Origin of the sequence: Nonomuraea glycinis (assembly GCF_014646515.1) — a bacterium.
Classification (GTDB): Bacteria; Actinomycetota; Actinomycetes; order Streptosporangiales; family Streptosporangiaceae; genus Nonomuraea; species Nonomuraea glycinis.
Genome location: NZ_BMNK01000011.1, coordinates 174,844 through 197,953 on the forward strand (window position 1 = coordinate 174,844; position 23,110 = coordinate 197,953).

19 protein-coding genes are annotated in these 23,110 nt (G+C 71.7%); 10 read left to right on the top strand and 9 right to left on the bottom strand.

Going from position 1 to position 23,110, the window contains the following annotated elements; all coding sequences use genetic code 11:
- The gene (gene tnpB, locus IEY87_RS28545) at positions 1–1,383 is read right to left on the bottom strand and encodes an IS607 family element RNA-guided endonuclease TnpB (protein ID WP_189141883.1); all 1,383 of its coding nucleotides are present in this window, start codon (positions 1,381–1,383) and stop codon (positions 1–3) included.
- Between the two features lie 351 nt (positions 1,384–1,734).
- Here tnpB and glpX point away from each other — a divergent pair, with 351 nt between their 5' ends.
- Positions 1,735–2,769, top strand: a complete 1,035-nt coding sequence (glpX, locus tag IEY87_RS28550; RefSeq protein WP_189141884.1) for a class II fructose-bisphosphatase — start codon at positions 1,735–1,737, stop codon at positions 2,767–2,769.
- A gap of 87 nt (positions 2,770–2,856) precedes the next feature.
- On the opposite strand, the gene IEY87_RS28555 is transcribed toward glpX, so the two are convergent.
- Both IEY87_RS28555 and IEY87_RS28560 read right to left on the bottom strand, forming a co-directional pair.
- Positions 2,857–3,504 carry a DUF1707 SHOCT-like domain-containing protein gene (locus IEY87_RS28555; protein ID WP_189141885.1) on the bottom strand — a complete coding sequence of 216 codons (648 nt, stop codon included), beginning with the start codon at positions 3,502–3,504 and terminating at the stop codon, positions 2,857–2,859.
- 53 nt (positions 3,505–3,557) lie between these two features.
- Positions 3,558–4,109, bottom strand: coding sequence for a TetR/AcrR family transcriptional regulator (locus IEY87_RS28560; protein ID WP_189141886.1), 552 nt, complete (start codon positions 4,107–4,109; stop codon positions 3,558–3,560).
- A gap of 95 nt (positions 4,110–4,204) precedes the next feature.
- On the opposite strand from IEY87_RS28560, the gene IEY87_RS28565 reads away from it, so the two are divergent.
- Positions 4,205–4,846: a DUF998 domain-containing protein gene (locus IEY87_RS28565; RefSeq protein WP_225277754.1), complete on the top strand. Its 642-nt coding sequence runs from the start codon at positions 4,205–4,207 to the stop codon at positions 4,844–4,846.
- A 76-nt stretch (positions 4,847–4,922) separates the two neighbouring features.
- Complete coding sequence (locus IEY87_RS28570; protein WP_189141888.1) at positions 4,923–6,083, top strand: MFS transporter; 1,161 nt, start codon at positions 4,923–4,925, stop codon at positions 6,081–6,083.
- On the opposite strand, the gene IEY87_RS28575 is transcribed toward IEY87_RS28570, so the two are convergent.
- Both IEY87_RS28575 and pdxR read right to left on the bottom strand, forming a co-directional pair.
- Positions 6,067–7,023 (bottom strand): Gfo/Idh/MocA family protein, encoded by a 957-nt coding sequence (locus IEY87_RS28575; RefSeq protein ID WP_189141889.1) that lies wholly within the window; start codon positions 7,021–7,023, stop codon positions 6,067–6,069. The genes IEY87_RS28570 and IEY87_RS28575 overlap by 17 nt on opposite strands.
- 22 nt (positions 7,024–7,045) lie before the next feature.
- Positions 7,046–8,419, bottom strand: a complete 1,374-nt coding sequence (pdxR, locus tag IEY87_RS28580; RefSeq protein WP_189141890.1) for a MocR-like pyridoxine biosynthesis transcription factor PdxR — start codon at positions 8,417–8,419, stop codon at positions 7,046–7,048.
- A 68-nt stretch (positions 8,420–8,487) separates the two neighbouring features.
- Here pdxR and IEY87_RS28585 point away from each other — a divergent pair, with 68 nt between their 5' ends.
- Entirely contained in the window at positions 8,488–9,435 is a 948-nt protein-coding gene (locus tag IEY87_RS28585; protein WP_189141891.1) for a DMT family transporter, read from the top strand.
- 69 nt (positions 9,436–9,504) lie between these two features.
- Complete coding sequence (locus IEY87_RS28590) at positions 9,505–11,157, top strand: fumarate hydratase (protein ID WP_189141892.1); 1,653 nt, start codon at positions 9,505–9,507, stop codon at positions 11,155–11,157.
- Positions 11,158–11,254: 97 nt separating this feature from the next.
- Here IEY87_RS28590 and IEY87_RS28595 read toward each other — a convergent pair whose 3' ends face one another.
- On the bottom strand, positions 11,255–11,443 hold the full coding sequence (locus tag IEY87_RS28595) for a DUF5999 family protein (RefSeq protein ID WP_189141893.1): 189 nt from the start codon (positions 11,441–11,443) through the stop codon (positions 11,255–11,257).
- A 504-nt stretch (positions 11,444–11,947) separates the two neighbouring features.
- Here IEY87_RS28595 and IEY87_RS28600 point away from each other — a divergent pair.
- Genes IEY87_RS28600 through IEY87_RS28610 form a run of 3 tightly spaced genes read left to right on the top strand, consistent with a single transcriptional unit; the run spans position 11,948 to position 16,378 of the window.
- Positions 11,948–13,069, top strand: coding sequence for a serine/threonine-protein kinase (locus IEY87_RS28600; protein ID WP_189141894.1), 1,122 nt, complete (start codon positions 11,948–11,950; stop codon positions 13,067–13,069).
- Positions 13,070–13,104: 35 nt separating this feature from the next.
- A complete protein-coding gene (locus IEY87_RS28605) occupies positions 13,105–14,931 on the top strand; it encodes a serine/threonine protein kinase (RefSeq protein ID WP_189141895.1) in 1,827 nt (608 codons plus the stop codon).
- A gap of 58 nt (positions 14,932–14,989) precedes the next feature.
- A complete protein-coding gene (locus IEY87_RS28610) occupies positions 14,990–16,378 on the top strand; it encodes a class II fumarate hydratase (RefSeq protein WP_189141896.1) in 1,389 nt (462 codons plus the stop codon).
- 22 nt (positions 16,379–16,400) lie between these two features.
- Here IEY87_RS28610 and trpD read toward each other — a convergent pair whose 3' ends face one another.
- The gene (gene trpD, locus IEY87_RS28615) at positions 16,401–17,459 is read right to left on the bottom strand and encodes an anthranilate phosphoribosyltransferase (protein WP_189141897.1); all 1,059 of its coding nucleotides are present in this window, start codon (positions 17,457–17,459) and stop codon (positions 16,401–16,403) included.
- 265 nt (positions 17,460–17,724) lie between these two features.
- Here trpD and IEY87_RS28620 point away from each other — a divergent pair, with 265 nt between their 5' ends.
- Positions 17,725–18,477, top strand: coding sequence for an SDR family oxidoreductase (locus IEY87_RS28620; protein ID WP_189141898.1), 753 nt, complete (start codon positions 17,725–17,727; stop codon positions 18,475–18,477).
- On the top strand, positions 18,477–20,312 hold the full coding sequence (locus tag IEY87_RS28625; RefSeq protein WP_225277753.1) for a helix-turn-helix domain-containing protein: 1,836 nt from the start codon (positions 18,477–18,479) through the stop codon (positions 20,310–20,312). The genes IEY87_RS28620 and IEY87_RS28625 overlap by 1 nt, the downstream gene beginning before the upstream one ends.
- Before the next feature lie 39 nt (positions 20,313–20,351).
- On the opposite strand, the gene IEY87_RS28630 is transcribed toward IEY87_RS28625, so the two are convergent.
- Positions 20,352–22,349, bottom strand: a complete 1,998-nt coding sequence (locus tag IEY87_RS28630) for a glycosyltransferase family 2 protein (protein ID WP_189141899.1) — start codon at positions 22,347–22,349, stop codon at positions 20,352–20,354.
- Positions 22,350–22,419: 70 nt separating this feature from the next.
- Positions 22,420–23,028, bottom strand: coding sequence for an aggregation-promoting factor C-terminal-like domain-containing protein (locus tag IEY87_RS28635; RefSeq protein WP_504822944.1), 609 nt, complete (start codon positions 23,026–23,028; stop codon positions 22,420–22,422).
- Positions 23,029–23,110: the final 82 nt, after the last annotated feature.

Below are 23,110 nucleotides of genomic sequence, written 5' to 3' on the forward strand. Positions count from 1 at the left end.
TCACTGAGTTTCAAGGATGGTCAGTGATTCGCCCGGTGTGGGCGAAGGTCCTCGTCTGATCCGGGCAGCCGATGCCCGGTGCGAGGTTGACGCTTCACGGCCACCTGCCCCGCCGGGCGGGGTCTTACGGTCGGCTCCACGTCCGTTTCGAGTCTCCGGGCCACTCCCGGCGACCGTACCCTCCACCACAGAGGCGAGGTTGAGCGCGGCGTTCTCATCGCGATCCATCGACAGCCCGCACCCCTCACAGACATACGTGCGCACCCGCAACGGCAGTTTGGCTTTCACCGCACCGCAGGATGAGCACGTCTTGGAGGAGGGGAACCAACGGCCGGCCACCAGCAACCGTCCGCCGTGCCAGGTGGTCTTGTAGGTGAGCTGGCGGCGGATCTCCCCGAAGCCCGCGTCGGAGACGGCTTGGGCCAGTCGCCGGTTGCGGATCATCCCGGCCACGTTGAGGTCTTCGACCACGATGGTGCCGTAGGTGCGTGCCAGGCTGGTGGTGAGTTGGTGAATGCCGTCGCGGCGCAGCGCAGCCACCCGATGCTCTGCCCGGTTGCGGGCGGCGTTCGCGCGCCGCCACCGCTGCGACGGTTGCTGCCGGGTGCGCCGGTCCGGGCCTTGTTTGCGGGAGGCCGCCCGCGACAGGCGGCGCAGCTTACGCAAGGCCGTCGTCACGTGCCGGGGGTTGGCGATCGGAGGGCGGTCGTCGGAGAAGACCGCCAGGGTCGTGATGCCGAGGTCCACGCCGATCACCGCGTCCGGCCGCGTAGGTGCGGCCGGAGGTCGTTCGGTGTGCACGGTGAAGCTGACGTGCCAGCGGCCCTCCTGCCATCGGACGGTCGCCGAGGCGATCCGCGCCCCTTCGGTGAGCAGGCGGGCGAGTTTGCCGACCGGTTCGCAGGTTTTGATCTGGCCCAGCACCGGCAGGATCACGTGGGTGTGGCCGTCCAGCCGGATCGTGCCGGTGGTGAACCGCACCGACCGGGCCGCGCGGCGTTTGGTCTTGAACCGGGGAAACCCCACTTTCGGGCCCTGACGCTTACCGCTCTGGGAGTCGCGCCAGTTCGACAGGGCGTCGGCCAGGCGACCGAGGCCGCAGGCGTAGGACTCCTTGGAGTTGCCCGCCCACCATGGGGCGATCTCGTGCTTGACCTGGTTCCAGCGTTTCCGCAATGCGGGCATGGACCACGACAGGGCCGGGGTGAGCTGGTCGTCGGGGATGCCGTAGGAGCGTTCGGCCTCCCGCTGCGCCAGATTCGCCTTCACCTGCGCCAGGCCCCAGTTGAACGCCACCCGCACCGCCCCGCAATGCGACGCCAGCGCGGCGGCCTGACGTGCGGTGGGGTCCAGCGCGAAACGGTAGGCCTGCACGACCCGCATGACCACCCTTCCTTCGTGTATTCGAGAGTGTGTGCGAACGACTCTAGCAGCATGACTGCACACTAGGTAAGGCTTTGCATGCACATCGTGACGATCGAGGGATGGGGCAGGCAGCGTCGGCCAGACACGGCGCCAAGCCGCAGGCCCCTACAGTGCCCCTTTCCTGCCGTCCACCAGCGAGCAGGCCACCGAGCCACCCCCCGATCACCACGTGACACACCGCGATCGCGCTAGAGAAACCAGATAAAGACTGACGAACACTGATACGACCCACAGCAGTTACCACCCCCGCTGACCGGGGATAGAGGGACAACTACGATCGAGGTAGTCGTTCCTAGGAGGCCTCTCATCATGTCCGATCAGACGTCCGTACCTGCCGCCCTGGCCACGGGCGAGCGCGCCCCCGACCGAAACCTCGCCCTCGAACTTGTCCGGGTCACGGAGGCGGCGGCCATGGCGGCGGCCCGCTGGGTGGGACGAGGCGACAAGAACGGCGCCGACGGCGCGGCCGTGAACGCGATGCGCCAGTTGATCAACACCGTGTCCATGAACGGTGTGGTGGTCATCGGGGAGGGTGAGAAGGACCACGCCCCGATGCTCTTCAACGGGGAGCAGGTCGGCGACGGCAGTGGCCCCGAGTGCGACGTGGCGGTCGACCCGATCGACGGCACCCGGCTGACCGCGCTGGGCATGCCCGACGCGGTCTCGGTGATCGCGTTGAGCGAGCGCGGGTCGATGTACGACCCGTCGGCGGTTTTCTACATGGAGAAGCTGGTCACCGGGCCGGAGGCGGCCGACGTGGTGGACATCGAGGCGCCCGTGAAGGCGAACATCGCGGCGGTCGCCAAGGCGAAGCACTGCTCGCCCTCCGACGTGACGGTGGTCATCCTCGACCGGCCCCGGCACGAGCGGCTGGTCAAGGAGATCAGGGAGAGCGGCGCGCGGATCAAGTTCATCACCGACGGCGACGTGGCGGGCGCCATCATGGCGGCGCGCGGCGGCACCGGCATCGACCTGATGCTGGGCATCGGCGGCACGCCTGAGGGCATCATCGCGGCCTGCGCGCTCAAGTGCCTGGGCGGTGTCATCCAGGGCAAACTGTGGCCGCTGGACGAGGCCGAGCGGCGCAAGGCCATCGCGGCCGGGCACGACCTGGACCAGGTGCTGACCACGGACGACCTGGTCAGGTCCGACGACGTGTTCTTCGCGGCGACGGGCATCACCCAGGGCGAGCTGATGGACGGCGTGCGCTACCGGGGTGGCGTGGCGATGACGCAGTCGCTGGTGATGCGCGGGCGCTCTGGAACGATCCGCAAGGTCGAGAGCGAGCACCAGCTGTGGAAGCTGCGCGCCTACAGCGCGATCAACTTCGACACCGCCGGCTGAAGGTCACCTCCGGCTGAAGGTCAGCGGCGGCTGAAGGTCAGCGCGGCTGAGGGTCACCGCTGACTGAAGGACAGCGGCGGCTGAAGGTCAGCGGCGGCGCTTGCGGCGGGGTGGCTCCTTGACCTTGACCTCGCCGAGGAAGTTGCTGGTGCGCACCTCGACCACGGGTGAGTCCGGCTCGCTCGGCTGCTTGGTGAGGCGGACGGTCTTGTCCTTGGTGACGCGGATGACCTCGAGCCCTTCGGGGACGTGGATCTCCAGCCCGCCGAGGACCAGGGTGGCGTTGATGATGATGCGCCGGTTCTGCAGGATCGCGTCGCGCAGGTCGAGCTTGGTGGTGCCGAACATGGCCGTCACGCTCAGCTCGGCCGGCACCACCCAGCGACCGCCGCGGTGCTCCTTCTTGAAGATCGCCGAGACCGGCCTGCCGTCCAGGTTGATCGGCTGCTCCTCGGGCGGCAGCAGGTCGGCGGTCACCTGGGCGAGCTCGCCGAGCGTGCGGGCGGCGTACACCGTCGTGAGCCGTTCCTCGAGCTCGTCCAGCATGAGGCGGCCGTCGGCGTGGGCGTCCTGGAGCACCTGGACGACGCGCTCGCGGTCGGCGTCGGAGGCGCGCAGTTCGTGCGGCTTGGGCGAGTCGTCCTGAGCGCCTCGGCGGGCCGAGGTCCACTCTTCGGCCAGCCGCTCCCCGACTTCCTGCAGGCGTGGCAACCAGGATCCAGGGCGTTCGTTCACAGTTCAGACCATATCCCGCCAGGATCCGGAGCGCTTCCCCCTGAGGAGGCACATCATCGGATCCGGGCGACGAGGGCGGCGACGTCCTCGGCCAGTTGCTCGTCGACCTCGGCGTGCCGGTTGAGCAGGCGATACCACATGACGCCGAAGGCGATGTCCACCGCGAGCTCGGGGTCCACGCCCACGGGCAGGGCGCCGCGTTCGAGGACGGCGCGCAGGGCGCGGCGGCGCGGGCCGATGAGCCGGGCGTCCAACTCGGCGGCGAAGCCCGGGTCGCTCTGGGCGTCGGCCATCAGCCCGACGACCACCCGCCCGGCGAGGCCGTGGGCGACCGCGAACGACTCGCGCAGGAAGACCACCAGGTCCCGCTGCGGGTCGCCGCTCTCCGGGGGCACCGGCAGCTGTTCGCCGACCACCTCGGTCATGGCTTCGAGCAGCAGCTCCGCCTTGGTCTGCCACCATCGGTAGAGCGTCTGCCGCCCGGTGCCCGCCGCCTCGGCGATGCCTTTGAGCGTGACGGAGGCGTACCCGTCGCGCTCGCACAGCTCCAGCGCGGCCCGCAGGATCGCCTGCCTGGCCACCTCGCTCCGCGGTCTGCCTGCCATCAGCCGATTTTATTGGTCACGCTGCCTCGTTTACTGAAAACCGGAATCTGTCGGGGTTCGCGGCCGTTGAAGCCGACAACATGAGAGGGGCGTTCGTGCATCGGTCGGCACGTTGGGGCCTGGGCGCCGTGGGCGCCGGCGCCACCATGATCCTCGGACTGGACCTGGCCGCGCTCGGCGAGCTGGACCCGCTGCGGCGCACCATCAGCGAGCACGGCCTGCACGAGTACGGGTGGGTCTTCGGGCTGGGCGTCGCCCTGCTGGCGGCCGGGTCGGTGGCCATCGGCGTCTCGCTGGCCCGCAGGCGGCTGGCCGGGGTCGTCGGCACCGTGGCGCTGATGGCGTGGAGCGCCGGGCTGCTGGTGATCGCGTGGTTCCCCAAGCACGACTGGACCGTGGGGCCCAGCCTCAGCGGCAGCATCCACCGGGCGGGCAGCGTCGTCGCCTTCCTCAGCCTCCCGCTGGCCGCGCTGATCATCGCCAGGCCGTGGCGGCGGGCGGAACGGGGGGCCGCGTCGCTGGCGGCCTTCGCGTTCGGGCTGCTCTCCGTGCTGTTCGCGCTGAGCATGATCGCCGTGATGACGATCGGCGCGCAGAGCGGGCTGCCGTGGTGGCGGGTGATGCCGCTCGGCCTGGTCGAACGGGGTCTGGCGGTGATCGAGGTGGCGGCGCTGGCGGCGCTCGGCGTGTGGGCCGCGGGGCAGCGGCTGGGCGCCCCCGAGGACAACCTCGCCTAAGACTGGTGGAGCACCCGGCAGGCGGTTAACCTGACCCCGCCTCATCTTTGATTTCCCCCCGGTCAAGGAGGCCACCGTGCCGTCCACCCGTGATCGTCAGGCCCGCCATGCGACGTTCGTCGTCTTCGCGGTGCAGGGACTGTCCTTCGCCACCCTGCTCACCCAGGTCGCCCACCTCCAGGACAAACACGAGCTCAGCACCGGGGCGCTCACCGTGCTCCTGCTCATCGTGCCGGTCTTCGCCGGGATCGGCAGCGTCGCCGCCGGCTCGTTCGCCGCCCGCCTGGGCAGCAAGACGCTCCTGCGGGGAGCGCAGCCCGCGGTGGCCCTCGCCGTGGTGCTCGCCGGCCTGGCCCCGAGCGTGGCGACCCTCGTGCCGGCGCTGCTGCTGTTCGGGCTGGGGGTCGGCGCGGTGGACGCGGGCATGAACATGCAGGGCGTCGCGGTCGAGCGCAGGTACGGACGGGCGGTGCTGAACGGCTTCCACTGCCTGTGGAGCGTGTTCAGCCTGGCCGGGGCGCTCTGGGTGGCGGCGGTCGGTGACGGCCTGCCGATGGAGGCCGTCATGGCGATCCCGATGGTCGTGGCCGTGGCGGGCTCCCTGTACGCGGGGCCCAAGCTGTGCACGGCGGCGGAGGAGAAGGCCGAGACCGAGGCCAAGACCGCCGCCCGGGGGTTCCCCTGGCGGTCGATCGTCCCGCTCTGTCTGGCGATGGGCTTCCTGTACGTCGGGGACGCGGCCGTCTCCAACTTCAGCACCGTCTTCATGCAGGACATCCTGTCGGCGGACGCCCGGGTGATCCCGCTGGCCTACGCCGCCTACCAGGCGACGACGCTGCTCGTCCGGCTCGGCGGGGACGTGGCGGTCAGGAGGTACGGCCCGGCCACCGTCGTCAGGCTCGGCGGCGCCATCGCCACGCTCGGCTTCCTCGGCATCGTCGCCGCCCCCAGCCAGCCGCTGGCCATCGTCGCCTTCGGGCTGACCGGCATGGGCCTGGCCGTGGTGGCGCCGCAGTCGTTCTCCGCGGCCGGGCGGCTGGACCCGGCGGGCACCGGGGTGGCCATCGCCTGGGTCAACCTGTTCAACTACGTCGGTTTCATCGTCGGCTCCGGCCTGGTGGGGGTGGTCGCCGACCTCGGCGACATGCGGACCGGTTTCGTCGTACCGCTGGTGCTGGTCGCCGCGATCGTGGCCCTGGCCAGGGGCTTCGAGCCCGCCCTCAAGACACGGCTCTGACCGCCCCCCTTACCTCCGCGACCTGGACAAGGCGGTTCTCGCGGCGGGACAGCTCGGCCGCCTCGGCCACGTACAGCGCGGCCAGCGCGTCCTCGATCGAGCACAGGCCGGGCGCGTCGCGCAGGAACGCGTCGAGCTCGGCCGCGTACGCGTCGGCGAAGCGGGCCACGAAGTCCGGCCACGGCTCCCCGGGCGGCTGCAGGCCCTCGGTCGTGGACAGCGGGGCGCGCGGGCCGAGGCCGACGGCCCTGGTGGCCTTGGTGCCCGCCAGTTCCATGCGCACGTCGTACCCCGCGCCGTTGTAGCGCGAGCCCTGGACGGTGGCGAGCGTGCCGTCGTCGAGCGTCAGCAGCGCGGCGCTCGTGTCGACGTCGCCGGCCTCGCCGAAGAACGCGGCGCCCCGGTTCGCGCCGGTCGCGTAGACCGAGACCACCTCGCGGCCCGTCACCCAGCGCAGGATGTCGAAGTCGTGGATGTGGCAGTCGCGGAAGAGGCCGCCGGACAGCGGGATGTAGGCGGCGGGCGGCGGCGACGGGTCGGCGGTGATCAGGTGGACGCGGTGCAGGTCGCCCAGCTCACCGGCGCGCAGGGCCTCGGCGGCGGCCACGTATCCGGCGTCGAACCTGCGCTGGAAGCCGATCCGCACCCGGTTGCCCCGCGCGGCCTCCAGAACCTCGATCGTCTCCTTGACGCCGCCGGCCACCGGCTTCTCGCAGAAGGCCGGGATGCCGCGCCGGCAGGCTTCGAGGAGGAGCTCGGCGTGGGTGCTGGTCGGGGTGGCGATCACCACGACGTCCGCCTCGAACGCGTCCCCCGGCCGGCCGTACGGCGAGGTGCGCACCGGATCGGTCACGATCAGCTCGTCGACCAGCGGATGCGCGGCCAGCGTCGCGGCGTGGAACGCGCCGATCCTGCCGAGCCCCATCAGTCCCACACGCATGACACTCCCGACTCCCAAGTTCCTACATCACATTATGTCCAGACATAATGTCTTTTAAGCCTTGTACGGCCTCCGCAGCCTTGCGTGCGGGCAGCCGGGCGAAGCCCACCACGACAGCGGGCGGCCCGGCGGCCGAGCGCATGATGCCGACCGGCTCCGCGGACAGCCCCAGCGCGACGGCCGCCGCCGCCATCCGCCCCTCGTCCCAACCGTCCGGCAGGTCCAGGTAGACGTGCAGCCCCGCCTCGATGCCCCGCACCCGGACTTCGGGCAGCCCTTCGGCCAGCGCCCCGACCAGGGCGTCCCGGCGCCGGTGATATTCCCTGCGCATGCGCCGCAGATGCCGGTCGTAGCCGCCGGTACGCAGGAAGTGGGCCAGCGCGTACTGCTCCACCACCGGGGAGCCCAGGTCCAGCTCGCCGCGTGCCCGCCGGACGGCCTCGGCCAGGGACGCGGGCGCGACCACCCAGCCGAGCCGGAGCCCGGGGGCGAGCGCCTTGCTGACGCTGCCGGACAGGATCACCCGATCCGGCGCCAGCCCCTGCAGGCAGCCCACCGGGTCACGGTCGAAGCGGAACTCGGCGTCGTAGTCGTCCTCCAGGATCACGCGGTCCCCCTGGCGGACCCATTCCATCAGCGCGGCCCGGCGGGCCGGTGACAGCACCACGCCCGTCGGGTATTGGTGGGCCGGCGTGAGCAGGACCGCGTCGGCCGCGGGCAGCCGCGCCACGTCCAGCCCCTGGTCGTCCACCGGGACCGGGAACAGCTCGGCGCCCGCCCGGCGCAGCAGGGGCTCCTGGCGGTGGCTGGTGGGGTCCTCCACGGCCAGCCGCACCCGCCTGTCGCGGGCCAGCACGCGCAGGATCAGGCTGAGGCCCTGGGCGACGCCGCCGACGATCACCAGGTTCTCCGGCCGCACGTCGGCCGCCCGCACTCGCCTGAGGTATCCGGCCAGCTCCTCGCGCAACTCCGGCACACCGCCGGGGTCGCCGTAGTCGAGGGCGTCGCCCGGCATGGTGGTCAGGACGTGCTTGACCGAGGCCAGCCAGCGCTGCCTGGGGAAGTGGCCGAGATCCGGCGAGGTGGGCCGGTGCCCGTAGAAGGGGGCGTGCGGCTCCGGGCCGGTCGCCGGGGGCGGGGCGGGCGGGGCGGCGACGGGGGCCACCTGGGTGCCGGAGCCCACGCGGGAGATGAGGAAACCCTCGGCGACCAGCTGCTCGTACGCCTCCACCACGACGCCCCGGGAGACCTGGAGGTCGGCGGCGAGGTCACGGCTGGCGGGCAGGCGGGTGCCGGGCGTGAGCCGGCCCTGCCGGATGGAGGCCCGCAGCTCGGACGCAACCTGTCCGGCGATCCCACCTTTTTCCCGATTTATCGTTACATGGAGGTCGGCCACATTGGTCCTTATTTGTCGCGGGCCATTGGACTGTTTAGGTGGACCATTGTCTCCCTAACATCCGTCACATGAGAAACGGAACCGCCGGCGCCGCCACCGCCATGTTCACCGTCGGCACGCTGGCCGGAGTGTCCGCCCTGGTCAAGGACTATCCCGTGTACGGCGGGCAGGCGGTGCGCTATCTGCTGGCCGCCGTCGTCCTGCTGGCCGTGACCAGGGCGCTCGGGCTGCGGTTCGTCCGCCTGACACCGCGCGAGTGGCTGCTGCTCGGCGGCCTCGCCCTGACCGGCCTGGCGATCTTCAACGTCTGCGTGACCGAGTCCGCCCGCGCCTCCGGCCCCGCGCTGGTGGGCACCGTGCTCGGCGCCGTCCCGCTCGCGCTGGCCCTGGCGGGCGGCCGCCCGGCTCCCCGTCTGCTCGTCGGCGCCACCGTGGTGGTCGCGGGCGCGACGCTGGCCGCCGGGCTGGGCAGCGGCACCCTGACCGGCCTGCTGTGGGCGCTCGGCGCGTTCGTCGGCGAGATCTCCTTCTCCCTCATGGCCCTTCCCCTGCTGCCCAAGCTGGGCGCCATCAGGGTGTCCACCTACTCCACGGTCCTGGCCACGCCCCTCCTGGCCGCCATCGGATTCGCCCGGGAGGGCACCGGCATGCTGCGGGTGCCGACGCTCGCCGAGTCGCTGGGCTTCGCCTACCTCGCGATCGTGGTGACCGTGGGGGCGTTCCTGCTCTGGTACACCGCGCTGCCGAAGCTCGGCCCCGGCCGCGCGGGCCTGTTCGCCGGGCTCATCCCGGTCGGCGCCATCGTCACCGGCCTGGTCCTCGGCCTCGCCACCCCGTCCGGTTACGACCTTCTGGGCGCCGCCCTGGTGATCGCGGGCATCCTCGTGGGACTCAGCGCCGACCGGACGGGCAAGCGGGCGCACGTGACGGCGGCCGACCCCGTGAACCGGAGAAGCGTTCCCCTGGACAGAGCCCGGCCACGTACGGAGGTCGGGCCTTCCCGGGCTGAGCCGTAAAAAATCATCCCCCACGGCGGGAGAGCGGCGCCGGGCGCGTAAGGTTTCTTCGCGATCGAAAGGATGACTATGGCCGACTTCGACTACACCGATCTGCTGCCCCTGGGTGCCGATGACACGGAATATCGGTTGATCACGGCGGAGGGGGTGCGGACGGTCGAAGCGGCGGGGCGCACCTTCCTGGAGGTGGAGCCGGAGGCGCTGCGGCAGCTCACCGAAGCCGCGATTCACGACATCTCGCACTTCCTGCGCCCGTCGCACCTGGCCCAGCTCCGCAAGATCATCGACGACCCCGAGTCCAGCGGCAACGACCGGTTCGTCGCTCTCGACCTGCTCAAGAACGCCTCCATCTCGGCCGGCGGCGTGCTGCCCATGTGCCAGGACACCGGCACCGCGATCGTCATGGGCAAGCGCGGCCGACACGTGCTCACCGACGGCCGCGACGCCGAGCACGTCTCGCGCGGCGTGTACGACGCCTACACCAGGCTCAACCTGCGCTACTCCCAGATGGCCCCGCTGACCATGTGGGAGGAGAAGAACACCGGCAGCAATCTCCCGGCCCAGATCGAGCTCTACGCCGAGGACCCGCACGGCCACCCGGACGAGTACAAACTGCTCTTCATGGCCAAGGGCGGCGGCTCGGCCAACAAGTCGTTCCTGTACCAGGAGACCAAGGCCGTGCTCAACGAGAAGCGGATGCTGGCCTTCCTGGAGGAGAAGATCCGCTCGCTCGGCACCGCCGCCTGCCCGCCGTACCACCTCGCCGTGGTCGTGGGTGGCACGTCCGCGGAGTACGCGCTCAAGACGGCCAAGTACGCCAGCGCCCGCTACCTCGACTCGATCCCCACCGAGGGCTCGGCGTCCGGGCACGGCTTCCGGGACGTGGAGTTGGAAGCCAAGGTCTTCGAGCTGACGCAGAAGCTCGGCATCGGCGCCCAGTTCGGCGGCAAATACTTCTGCCACGACGTGCGCGTCATCCGGTTGCCCCGGCACGGCGCCTCCTGCCCGGTGGCCATCGCCGTCTCCTGCTCGGCCGACCGCCAGGCGCTGGCCAAGATCACGCCGGAGGGCGTCTTCCTGGAGAAGCTGGAGACCGACCCGGCCCGCTTCCTGCCCGAGACCACCGACGAGCACCTGTCGGACGACGTGGTCTCCATCGACCTCAACCGGCCGATGCCGGAGATCCTCGCCGAGTTGTCGAATTATCCGGTGAAGACGCGGCTGTCGCTGACCGGGCCGCTGGTGGTGGCGCGCGACATCGCGCACGCCAAGATCGGCGAGCTGCTGGACGAGGGCGGCGAGATGCCGCAGTACCTCAAGGACCACGCCGTCTACTACGCGGGCCCGGCCAAGACGCCCGAGGGCTACGCCTCCGGCTCGTTCGGGCCGACGACCGCGGGCCGGATGGACTCCTACGTCGAGCGTTTCCAGGCCGCCGGTGGCTCCATGGTGATGCTCGCCAAGGGCAACAGGTCCAAGCAGGTCACCGACGCCTGCCGGCAGCACGGCGGCTTCTACCTGGGCTCCATCGGCGGTCCCGCGGCCCGGCTGGCGCAGGACTGCATCAAGAAGGTCGAGGTGCTCGAGTATCCCGAGCTGGGCATGGAGGCGGTCTGGAAGATCGAGGTGGCGGACTTCCCCGCGTTCATCGTCGTCGACGACAAGGGCGAGGACTTCTTCACCGACAGCACCGGCCCGGTGCTGTCGATCGGACGGCGCTAGAGCGTCGGACGGCGCTAGAGCGTCGGACGCCGGGGAGTGCCGGGCGGGATCGCCGCAGGGCGGTCCGCCCCGGTCTCCGGCGCGGTGGCCGGCGTGCTCAGGCGGCCACCGACACCCGGTGCGGGGCGACGATCCGGCCGTCGGGCAGCAGCAGACCGGTGTCCTCGAACAGGACCACGCCGTTGCACAGCAGGCTCCAGCCCTGGTCGGGGTGGGCGCGCATCACGTGCGCGGCCTCACGGTCGAGCGAATCGGCACTGGGACATACGGGGTGGTGACTGCACATCGTGCACCTCTCAGATGGCGCTCCTGGAATTGATCTTAGTAGGGCAGCTGTCGCCCTGACGGCGTGCGAAGGTCCAGCGCGGTCGCGCGCGGCCTGCGGGGCCGGCGGCGAACCTGGATCTGGCGCATCTTCATCACGTCCTTGACGGTTTCCGTTGCGGTCCAACCTCGGGTTATGTCCTCATTGTGATGACCGGCACCGACAGTTTCGGCCTCTTCATGAGCATTCCTTCCCGATGAATCCAGCATGCCCTCGCTCCCTTACCACAGCCTTACAACTCGCTGACAGCCGTCAGAGTTCCTTTCTGCAACCCTGCCGACGACTTTCCCGCCGCGACGGTACGGTGGAGCGTGCCACGGGAACGTCCGTACGGCCACGCAGCGCCCTTGAGGCGTCACAGCGAGATCGCTGACGCGAGAAGTCAGACCAGTTGACTTGAATTCGCAACAATTTATCGGCCCCGCCTCTACTGGTCGGTTTACACAAATAGGTAAGCTGCCAGGCATGCGTGCGCCCTCCGGTTACCTTCTCGCCGCGCGCTACCGGCTGGTGGAGCCGGTCGGACGCGGCGGCATGGGCACCGTTTGGCGGGCACATGACGAGCTGCTCAACCGCGAGGTGGCCGTCAAGGAGGTCCGCCTGCCGACCGTCCTCGACGAGGAGCTGCGCGCTGAGCTGTGCGCCCGTACCGAGCGCGAGGGCAGGGCGACCGCGATGGTCGCGCACCCCTCCGTGATCACCGTCTTCGACGTGGTCACCGAGGACGACCGGCCGTGGATCGTGATGGAGCTGCTCCGCGCCAAGTCCCTGGAGCAGCTCATCCAGGAGGAGGGACCGCTCCACCCGCGCCGCGCCGCGGAGATCGGCCGCCAGATCCTGGGCGCGCTGCGCGCCGTGCACGCCAAGGGCATCCTGCACCGCGACGTCAAGCCCAGCAACGTGCTGGTGACCGAGGACCGCGCGGTCCTCACCGACTTCGGCCTCGCCGCACTCGAAGGTGACGTTTCCATCACCCAGGCGGGCATCGTGCTGGGCTCCGCGGGTTATATCGCTCCAGAGCGGGTGCTCGGCTCGAAGGCCAGCCCCGCCGGCGACCTGTGGTCACTCGGCGCGACCCTCTACACCGCCGTCGAGGGCAGAGGCCTGCACGGACGCCGTACGGCAGCCGCCGCGCTCGCGGCGTTGACCAGCGGCGAGCCGATCCCGATGACCAAGGCGGGGCCGATCGCGCCGGTGCTGGACGCCCTGCTGCGCATCGACCCGCACACCAGGCTCGACTCCGTACGCGCCTCGCTGATGCTCGCCCGGGTCGCGGCAGGCGGCTCGGCGGAGGAGCCGATGCCGCCGCGCAGGCTGGAGCGCCGGCCGGAGCGCCCGGCGGTGGCGTTCGGCGGGCCGTCTTTCCCACGCAGGCCCTCGCATCGAGGGCTGCACAGGGCCGAGGCCACCGCGGCGGCGCTCAGCATGCCCATGCAACGGCAGGAGCGCAGGCCGGGTGAGGGAGTCCACCGGAAACGAGGCGAACCTCGACCGGCTCCGTCCGCTTATGCCCGTTTGAAAGCGACGGTGATAAAGTTGTTCCTTCCTCGGCGGTTCTGGCCAAGAGAACTTCGCAAGCGAGGGTAAAGCACTTCCCAACCGAGAATCGATATCTTCTTCTCATGCCGGAACACCAGACACGCCTGCTAGCGGAGCGCTACGAGCTCATCTCGCCCCTGGGCCGGGGCACCATGGGCACCGTCTGGCGAGCCCGTGACCGTGCCCTCGGGCGCGAAGTGGCGGTCAAGGAAATCCGCCAGGACCCCGGGCTGACCGAGCAGCAGCGCGCTGAGCTGCGCGAACGCATGGTCCGCGAAGGACGCCTCGCCGCGCGCATCAACCACACGGCAGTCGCCGCCATCCACGACGTGCTCATCCACGACAACAGCCCATGGATCATCATGGAGCTCATCGAGGCCCGCTCCTTGGAGCAGGTGATCGACGAGGAGGGGCCGCTGCCGCCGCGACTGGTGGCGGAGATCGGCGTCGACCTGCTCGGCGCGCTGCGGGCCGCGCACTCCCAGGGCATCACCCACCGTGACGTCAAACCCGGCAACGTGCTCATCACCGAGACCGGCCGCGTGGTGCTCACCGACTTCGGCATCGCCAAGGCCGAGGGCGACCCTAAGCTCACCAAGACCGGCATGGTCATCGGCTCCCCCGGCTACACCGCCCCCGAGCGGGCCAGGGGCGAGTACACCGGGCCCGAGTCCGACATCTGGTCCCTCGGCGCCACCCTCTACTTCGCCGTCGAGGGGCGGCCCGCCTACGAGCGGTCCACGATCGCCGAGACCCTCGCGGCGCTGCTGAGCGAGAACGCCGACGTGCCCACCCAGGCAGGCCAGCTGCGCCCGGTGCTCGACGGGCTGCTCAACAAGAACTACAAGAAGCGGCTCAGCGCCGCTAAGGCGGAGACCATGCTCAGGATGGTCGCGGACACGCCTACCAGCGAGATGCCGGTGATCACGGCTGAGGCCCTGACCGACGAGGAGAGCCTTGTGCCGAAGCCGCCCGCCACCCCTCCGGGAGCCGCCCCCGGCGCCCCGCCCCAGGGCCGCCCTCCAGTGGGCGCCCCCGGCCAGGCGGGCGGCCCGCCCTCCGGCGCCCCCGGCCAGACCGGCCGCCCCGCTGCCGCCGCTCCCGGACGGACCGGCTTCCCTGACAGCGCTCCCGGACGGGCCGATTTCCCTGACGGCGCGCCCGGACGGACCGGACGTCCTCCGCTCGGTGCGCCGCCCGGAGGGGGCCGCCCTGCCGCCGGCGCACCCGTACAAGCCGGTGGTCCTCCTGCCGGCGCGCCCGGCCAAGCCGGTCCCCCAGCCGGTGCTCCCGGACGGGGCGGCCGTCCTCCGGTCGGCGCGCCGCCCGGGCAGGGCCGCCCTCCTGCCGGCGCGCCCGCTCAGCAGCAGCCGGGGTGGCCGCAGCAGGAGTCACCCGCGCAAGGTACGGGCCCCGCGGCCCAGAAGCCGCAGGCCGCGGACCCGGAGCGGACGGTCAGCCTGATGCGCCCGAAGTCCCCGCTCCCCCAGACGCCGCCCACGCAGGACGCCTCCCAGCAGGGGGCGCCGCCGCAGGGCCCGCCCCCGCAGCGGCCAGGCGACGAGGGCGCGATGTCGACCACCCGCATCCACCCGTCCAGGCCGCAGAACGGCTCCCCCGGCCTGCAGGTCTATCCGCCCGCCCAGCACCCGGGACAGCAGGGCCGGCCGCCCGGCCCGATGCCCTACCAGGGCGAGCAGCAGATGCCCTTCCAGCAGGGACCGCCGCCGATGGGCCCCCCGCCGGAGCGGCCCGACTCGCACGGGTTGGGCACCGATCTGTTCTCCATCGCGAGCCAGCCCGAGCCGCAGGGGACGGGCAACCGCAACGGCATGCTGATCCTCATGGCCGTGGCGGCCGCGGCGGCCGTGGTGATCGCCATCCTGATCGTGGCGCTGCTCTCAAGCTGACAGCTCAACCTGGGGCCGCTCCCGGCTGATCGGCGAAGCGTGAGCCAGACTGGGAGGCATGAGCGAGTTCCGTATAGAACATGACTCGATGGGCGAAGTGCGCGTTCCGGCCGGCGCCAAATGGCGTGCGCAGACCCAGCGAGCGGTGGAGAACTTCCCGGTCTCGGGGCGACCGCTCGAGCCGTCCCACATCGCCGCGCTCGGCCTGGTCAAGGCGGTGGCCGCGGAGGCCAACGGCGAGCTGGGGGTGCTCGACAAGGACCTGGCCGAGGCCATCGCCCAGGCGGCGGCGGACGTGGCCGAGAACGAGCACGACGCCCACTTCCCCGTGGACGTGTTCCAGACCGGCTCGGGCACCTCGTCCAACATGAACGCCAACGAGGTCATCGCCTCTCTGGCCGAGGAGCGGCTGGGCCGCCCGGTGCACCCGAACGACCACGTGAACGCCTCCCAGTCGTCCAACGACGTCTTCCCCACCTCGATCCACGTCGCGGCGGCGACCGAGGTGAGCTACCACCTGCTGCCCTCGCTGGAGCACCTGGCGACGGCGCTGCGTACCAAAGAGCTGGAGTTCCAGGAGGTGGTGAAGTCCGGCAGGACCCACCTGATGGACGCCACGCCGGTGACGCTCGGCCAGGAGTTCGGCGGCTACGCCACGCAGGTCGAGCACGGCGCGGTGCGGGTCAGGTCCGCGCTCGGGCACGTGCTGGAGCTCCCTCTGGGCGGCACCGCGGTGGGCACCGGCATCAACACCCCGCCGGGCTTCGCCGAATTGGCGATCGCCAAGCTGCGGGAGGCGACCGGCATCGGCTTCCGGGAGGCGATGGACCACTTCGAGGCCCAGAGCGCCCAGGACTCCATCGTCGAGCTCTCCGGCCAGCTCAAGGTGGTGGCCGTCTCCCTCAACAAGATCGCCAACGATCTGCGCTGGATGGGCTCCGGCCCCAGGGCGGGCCTCGGTGAGATCAACCTGCCCGACCTGCAGCCGGGCTCGTCCATCATGCCCGGCAAGGTCAACCCGGTCATCCCCGAGGCCACCGCCATGGTCGCGGCCCAGGTGATCGGCAACGACGCCGCCATCACCTTCGCCGGCGCCTCGGGCAGCTTCGAGCTGAACGTGCAGCTGCCGATCATCGCCCGCAACATCCTGGAGTCCATCCGCCTGCTGGCGAACATCTCCAGGCTGCTCGCCGACCGCTGCGTCACCGGCATCACCGCGAACGAGGACCGGATGCGTGAGTACGCCGAGTCCTCCCCGTCCATCGTGACCCCGCTCAACCGGCACGTCGGGTACGAGGAGGCCGCCAAGATCGCCAAGCAGGCCCTGACCGAGCGCAGGACCATCCGCGAGGTGGTCATCGAACGCGGGCACGTCAGCAACGGCACCCTGACCGAGGAGCAGCTGGACGCCCTGCTGGACCTCCTGCCGATGACCCGGCCGACCTGAGCCCGGCCGGACCTGAGCCCGGTCAGGCCCGCCCCGCGCGGGCACGCTGGGTGGCGGTGATCCAGCGCGCCAGCAGTGCCGTGGCGGCCCCCGTGTCGACGGCCTCCGCCGCCTGCTTGCAGGCCTGGGCCAGGGCGGGGGTGAGCTCGTCGGCGGGCGGGGCGCCGCCGGTGGCCACCAGGGCGGCGGCGGCGTTGAGCAGCACGATGTCCCTGACCGGGCCGGTCTCGCCGGACAGGACGGCGCGGGCCACGGCGGCGTTGTGCGGGGCGTCGCCGCCGCGCAGGTCCGCGGGGTCGCAGTAGGGGATGTCGAGGTCGGCGGGGTCGAGGCGGGTGCGCCCGACCGTGCCGCGGCGTACGACGTGGATGGTGGACGGGCCGGAGGTGGTGAGCTCGTCAAGGCCGTCGTCGCCCCGGAAGACCAGGGCGGACGCGCCGCGTTCGGCCAGGACTCCGGCGATCACGGCCGCCATGGTCTCGTGGTAGACGCCGACCGCCTGGGCGGCGGGGAGCGCCGGGTTGGTGAGCGGGGCCAGGAAGTTGAAGACGGTGGGGATGCCGAGCTGGCGCCGGGCGCGGGAGGCGTGCTTGAGCGCCGGGTGGAAGGTGGGGGCGAAGCAGAAGGTGATGCCCACCTCCTCGGCGACCCGGGCGACGGCGGCCGGGGGCAGGTCGATGGCGACGCCCAGCTCCTCCAGGACGTCGGCGGCGCCGGTGGTGGAGGAGGCGGCGCGGCCGCCGTGCTTGACGACCTTGGCGCCGGCCGCCGCGGCGACGATGGCGGCCATGGTGGAGATGTTGACGGTGTTCGCGCGGTCGCCGCCGGTGCCGACGAGGTCCACGGTGTCGCCGGGGATCCTGATCGCGGAGGTGCCGGCCAGCAGGCCGTCGGCCAGGCCCGCGACCTCGGCGATGGTCTCGCCCTTGGCCCGCAGGGCGACGGCGAAGGCGGCGATCTGGGCGTCCGTCGCGGTGCCCGACATGATCTGGGACATGGCCCAGGCCGCCTGGCCGGAGGTGAGGGCCTCGCGATCGAGGAGCGTGGCGAGCAGGGTGGCCCAAGTGGTCGTGCCGGTCATGTGACGCCCTTTCGGTGTGTCGAGTGCTCGACGGGCGTCCTGCTGATGCCGGCGGCCGCCTCGTCGAGGCGGCCAGGATGCGTACGCGCGCTGGTGGGACCGCCTAGAGGGCGGGCCACCAACGGGACGGATACGCGTTCATGCCCCGTACGGTATCAGCGTCAAGGAGATTCCCCTTCCAGGAGTCGGGCACACATGGCGCGTCGCTGATTTATGTCGGTGGCAGCCATGCGTCACGGGCCGGCCTGCGCCTAGGGTCGGATGCATGGCGAAGGAGCTGACTGGACGTACCGCACTGGTGACGGGGGCGGGGAGCGGCATCGGTGCGGCCTGCGCCCGGCGATTGGCCGCGGACGGGGCCAGGGTGCTGGTGGTCGACCGGCAGGGCGAGGCGGCGGCGAAGGTGGCGGCGGAGGTCGGCGGGCTGGCCGTGGTGACCGACCTGAGCGCGCCCGGGTTCGCCGACGGGCTGCCGGACGAGCCCGTGGACATCGTGGTGAACAATGCCGGATTCCAGCATGTGGCGCCGATCGAGGAGTTCCCGCCGGAGGTGTTCGCCACCATCCTCAAGGTCATGGTGGAGGCTCCGTTCCTGATCGCGCGGCGGGTGCTGCCGGGGATGTACGCCCGGGGGTGGGGACGGATCGTCAACATCTCCTCCGTCCATGGATTGCGCGCTTCGCCGTATAAATCGGCTTATACGACGGCGAAGCATGCGCTGGAGGGGTTCTCCAAGACGCTGGCGCTCGAAGGGGCACCGCACGGCGTGACCTCCACCTGCGTGTGCCCCGCCTATGTGCGGACGGCGCTGGTCGAGGGGCAGATCGCGGACCAGGCCAGGATGCACGGCATCGGCGCGGACGAGGTCGTCGCGGACATCATGCTGGCGCCGGCGGCGATCAAGCGGCTGATCGAGCCCGAGGAGGTGGCCGAGCTCGTCGCCTATCTGTGCGGCCCCAGCGGCTCGTTCATCACCGGCGTGTCCCTGCCCGTCGACGGCGGCTGGACGGCTCGATAGTGGTCAGGCGCTTCCTCGAACTGCTCGCCCGGCAGGCCTCGGCGGTCGAGTTCGAGGGGCCCATCATCGAGGCCAGGGCCGCCGGGGCCGATCCGGCGGCCGTGGAGGAGTTGGAGCTCGCCAAGGTCGAGGCGCTCAAGGTGCGGGCGCTGCTGCGGCGCCGGGCCAGGCGCGAGGCCGAGCTGTCGGCCCTCTACGACACCGCGGGCGACCTGTCGGCGCTGCGCGACGTGGACGCGGTGCTGGAGGCGATCGTGCACCGGGCCCGGCGGCTGCTGGCCACCGACACCGCCTACCTCACGCTGCACGACCCCGCCCGCGGCGACACGTACATGCGGGTGACCGACGGCTCGATCTCGGCCAAGTTCAGGTCGCTCAGGCTGGCCATGGGGGCAGGGCTCGGCGGGCTGGTCGCGCAGACGGCGGTGCCGTACACGACGGTCGACTACTTCGACGACGCGCGCTTCCGCCACAAGCACGACATCGACGAGGCCGTCATCGAGGAGGGCCTGGTCGCGATCCTCGGCGTGCCGCTGCGGCTGGGCCAGCGGGTGATCGGCGTGCTGTTCGCCGCCAACCGCAGCGCCAGGCCCTTCGCGCAGGAGGAGGTGTCGCTGCTGGCGAGCCTGGCCGCGCACGCCGCCGTGGCGCTCGACAACGCCCGGCTGCTGCAGGAGACCAGGAACGCGCTGGAGGAGCTCTCCCGGGCGCACTCCACCGCCCGGGAGCACGCCGAGGCGGTGGAGCGGGCCGCGACGGCCCACGACCGGATGACCTCGCTGGTGCTGCGGGGCGGCGGCATCGAGGACGTGGCCGCCGTCGTGACGGACGTGCTCGGTGGGTCGCTGGCCGTCCTCGACGACCTCGGCAGGCCGCTCACCGGCGACGCGGGCGAGCTGGACGCCGGCGTGTCCGAGGCCGCGCAGGCGTCCAGGGCGCTGGGCCGTACCGTGCGCAAGGGCGACCTGCGGATCGCGTCGGTGGACGTCGGCGGGGAGCCGCTCTGCACGCTGGTCCTGCGCAGCGACGACGCCGACGAGCGCATCCTGGAGCGGGCCGCGCTGGTGTGCGCGCTGCTGCTGCTGTTCCGCAGGAGCGTCGCGGAGGCGGAGGGACGGGTACGCGGCGAGCTGCTCGACGACCTGATCTCCCGGCCGGACTCGCCCGGCCTGCACGACCGGGCCCGCAGGCTGGGCGTCGACCTGTCCGCGCCGCACGTCGTGGTGGTGGTCAGGCACGACGGGCAGCGCGAGCGGGCGGCGTTCTGGGCCTCTTCTGAGGCGGCCGTCCGGCACGGGCTGGCCGCCGGCCGGGCCGGTGAGGTGGTGCTGCTGCTGCCCGGCGTGCGCGCCGGCGACCTCGCCCGCCGGGTCGCCGCCGAGCTGAGCGCGTCGCTGCGCGCCCCGGCCACGGCGGGCGCGTCGCAGGCCGGCGACGTGGCCACCGCCTACCACGAGGCACGCCGCTGCGCGGAGGCGCTCATCGCGCTCGGCCGCGCGGGCGACGGGGCGAGCGCCGCCGAGCTGGGCTTCGTCGGCCTGCTCATCGGCGAGGGCCGCGACGTGCGCGGCTTCGTCGGCTCGGTGCTCGGCCCGGTCATCGACTACGACACCCAGCGGGGCACCGCGCTGGGCGCGACGCTGACCGCCTACTTCGGCTGCGGAGGCTCGCCGTCGCGCACGGCCGAGGCCATGCACATCCACGTCAACACCGTCACGCAGCGCCTCGACAGGATCGGCAAGCTGCTCGGCGACGGCTGGCAGGAGCCCGAGCGGGCGCTGGAGATCCAGCTCGCGCTCCGCCTGCACCGGCTGGGCCACACAGCTTCCCCATAGCGTGTGGATTCCGGCCCCATAGGGGGAGACCCGGGTGGGTCAGTCCTTGAGGTAACGATGCTTGCCCGCGCGGGCCAGCCGCACCAGGTGCCGCGCGCCGGGCAGGCGGCGGCCCAGGCGGTGCAGGACGGTGTCGCGGCCCATGGGCGAGCGCCGCTGCGGGGTGACCGCGCTGCTCGGGCACACCTCGACCCGCCCCCGGCGCATCTCCAGCGCGAAGCGCAGCCCGATCTCCTCCTCCGTGCTGCGCAGCGACGGCAGCCAGGCGCCGGGGCCGAGGGTGTCGCGGCCCGCCATCCGGCGCTTGACCGGCACCTTGGCCACGAGCTGGCCGGCCATCTTGCCCGGCACCCCGGCCTCGACCAGCGCGGGCGCCGACACCTCGCGGGGCCGCCGCCCGGCGCCGCGCAGCACCAGCTCCAGCGGCGGCCCGCCGCTCGGCGGCACGTACGGCACGGGCAGCACCACGAACAGGTGCTCCTCCACCAGCTTGGCCCGCACCCCGGGGGACACCAGGGCGATCGACTCGGTGAACGAGCGCGGCTCGACGGCCAGGCCGAGCTGACCGTCGTCGGTCCAGCACGGCACCACCAGCCGCATCCTGGGCCGCTGGGCGAGCACGCCCAGGCAGTTGAGCGGGCCGTCCGTCCGCCGCACCCGGCTCCTGGCCTGGTAGGCGCCGCCGAACATGCGTACGTGCACCTCCCACTGGCCGGGCCTGAGCGGCTCGCCCTGGGCGGCCGCGATCACGTCCATCCTGGCCTCCCCGGTGATCCGAACGCGGGCGTGCCGGCGTCCCTCCGGCACCCGTTCGACCTGGTACGCCACCGGAAGGAAGTGCACGTCCCCGGTCTCCGCATGCCGTACGTAGACCTCGATGCGGGCGCGTTCGACGGAGTCGGTGACGTCGGTGACGTGGTCCGGCAGCAGCTTGGCGTCGATGGCCCGCGGCGGCTTCCAGTACAGGCGCTCGCCGTCGGTGCGGAACCGGTCGGGCCTGCCGTCCCCGCCCAGCACCTCGACGGCCAGCCCGAGCACCAGGACGTGCGCGTCCCAGCGGACCTCGGTCAGGTCGGCGCGCAGCCCCGCCCGCCGTGAGGAGTTGGCCAGCATGACGAGCTGGTCCAGCCGCCCGGCGCGGATCAGCGTGGCGATGGCCCTGAGCTGAACCGGCAGGTAGCGGTCGAGCCGGTCGGGGAAACGCTCGCCGACCAGGTCCTGGATCATCCGGAAGTAGGCGCCCCGGTCGATGGAGGAGCTCGCGAACGCGGTGGTGAGGAAGGGCCGCAGTACGGCGGTGCGCAGCCAGTGGGCGTACATGCGGTCGCGCTGGCGGCCCTCCCCGACGTAGGCGTCGATGTGGCCGAGCAGCGCCCGCAGCTCCCGTACGGTGGTGCGCGGGTTCTCCTCGATCACGGTGCGCTCGCCGAGGTGGCAGCAGACGTGCTCGGCCAGCACGGCGATGACCTTGGCCTGCAGGTAGGCCCGCATCACGAAGTCCTGCTCGGCGATGGGCCCGCCGGGCACGGCGAAGCCGAGCTCGTGCTCCTCAAGGAAAGCGCGGCGGTAGAGCTTGTGCGGCGTGAGCAGGCTGAGCAGCCGGTCGCGCAGGATGTCGGCGCGGGCCTTGCTGCGGTCGAACGCGGTCATCGGCGCGCCGCCGTCGCGCGCCAGGCGGCCGACGAGCACGTCGGCGTCGGTCTCGGCAGCCCGCTCGTGCATCCGCTCCAGCGCGTCCCGCTCCAGCCTGTCGTACTGGTCGAGCAGGTAGACGTAGTCGCCCCTGGCCGACGCCAGGCCGACGTTGCGCCCGCGCATCGGTGATCCTGTGTGCGGCAGGTGCAGCACCCGCACGTTGCGGCGGACGGCCGCGACGGTGTCGAGCCGCTCGGCGACCCCGTCGGTGGACCCGTCGTCGACGAAGATCACTTCATAGTCGTCCGCCGGAAGGGTCTGCTCCAGCGTGGAGCGGATGCACGCATCGGCGCGATCCCCCGGGTTGTGGACATTGACGATCACACTGACCTTCACACCCATGCCGCCAGCGTGCGCGGTCATACATGGAGGGGCGCGACGGCTTGCCGATTACAGAAGGAAAGCTGACCCGCTAGTACCATCCCTTGGCCTGCGAGTGCCCCCATGCCGCGCACGGAGTGCCATAACGGCCCTTGATGTAGCCCAAGCCCCACTTGATCTGGGTGGCGGCGTTGGTCTGCCAGTCCGCGCCCGCGCTGGCCATCTTGGTGCCGGGCAGGGACTGGGGGATGCCGTAGGCGCCGGAGTAGCGGTTCATCGCCCGCTCGTTCCAGCCGCTCTCCTTCATCCAGAGCGACTCCAGGCAGCCCCACTGGTCCAGGCCGAACCCGGCCGAGGCCAGCATGCTCTTGGCCGTGGCCTTGTTGCTGCCGGGGGACGGGTCGCTGCCGGGCGGGAAGTTGGCGGGCGGGAAGCCGTCGCCGCCCGGCGCCTTCTTCTTGATCTCGATCACGTCGAGCGCGTCCTTGCCCTCGCGCGCGGCCTTGAGCTCGGCGGCCTTGTAAGCCTGCGTGGCCGCCTCTTTGAGCGCGTCGGTCTCGGGGTCCGGCGCGTTGAGGTCACCGCTGGCGAACGCGCCGAGATCCTCCAGCGAGAGCACGTCGCCCTGCGGGGCGTTGGCGTTCTGGATCGCGCGGTTGGCGACGTAACCGCCGCCGCCGAAGACGACCACCAAGGACACGGTGATGATCGCTATCTGCTTCAGGGTCAGCCGCGAGCGCCGACGTGTCGGGCGGGAGGCGCTGCGCGCTGGGCGCTCACTC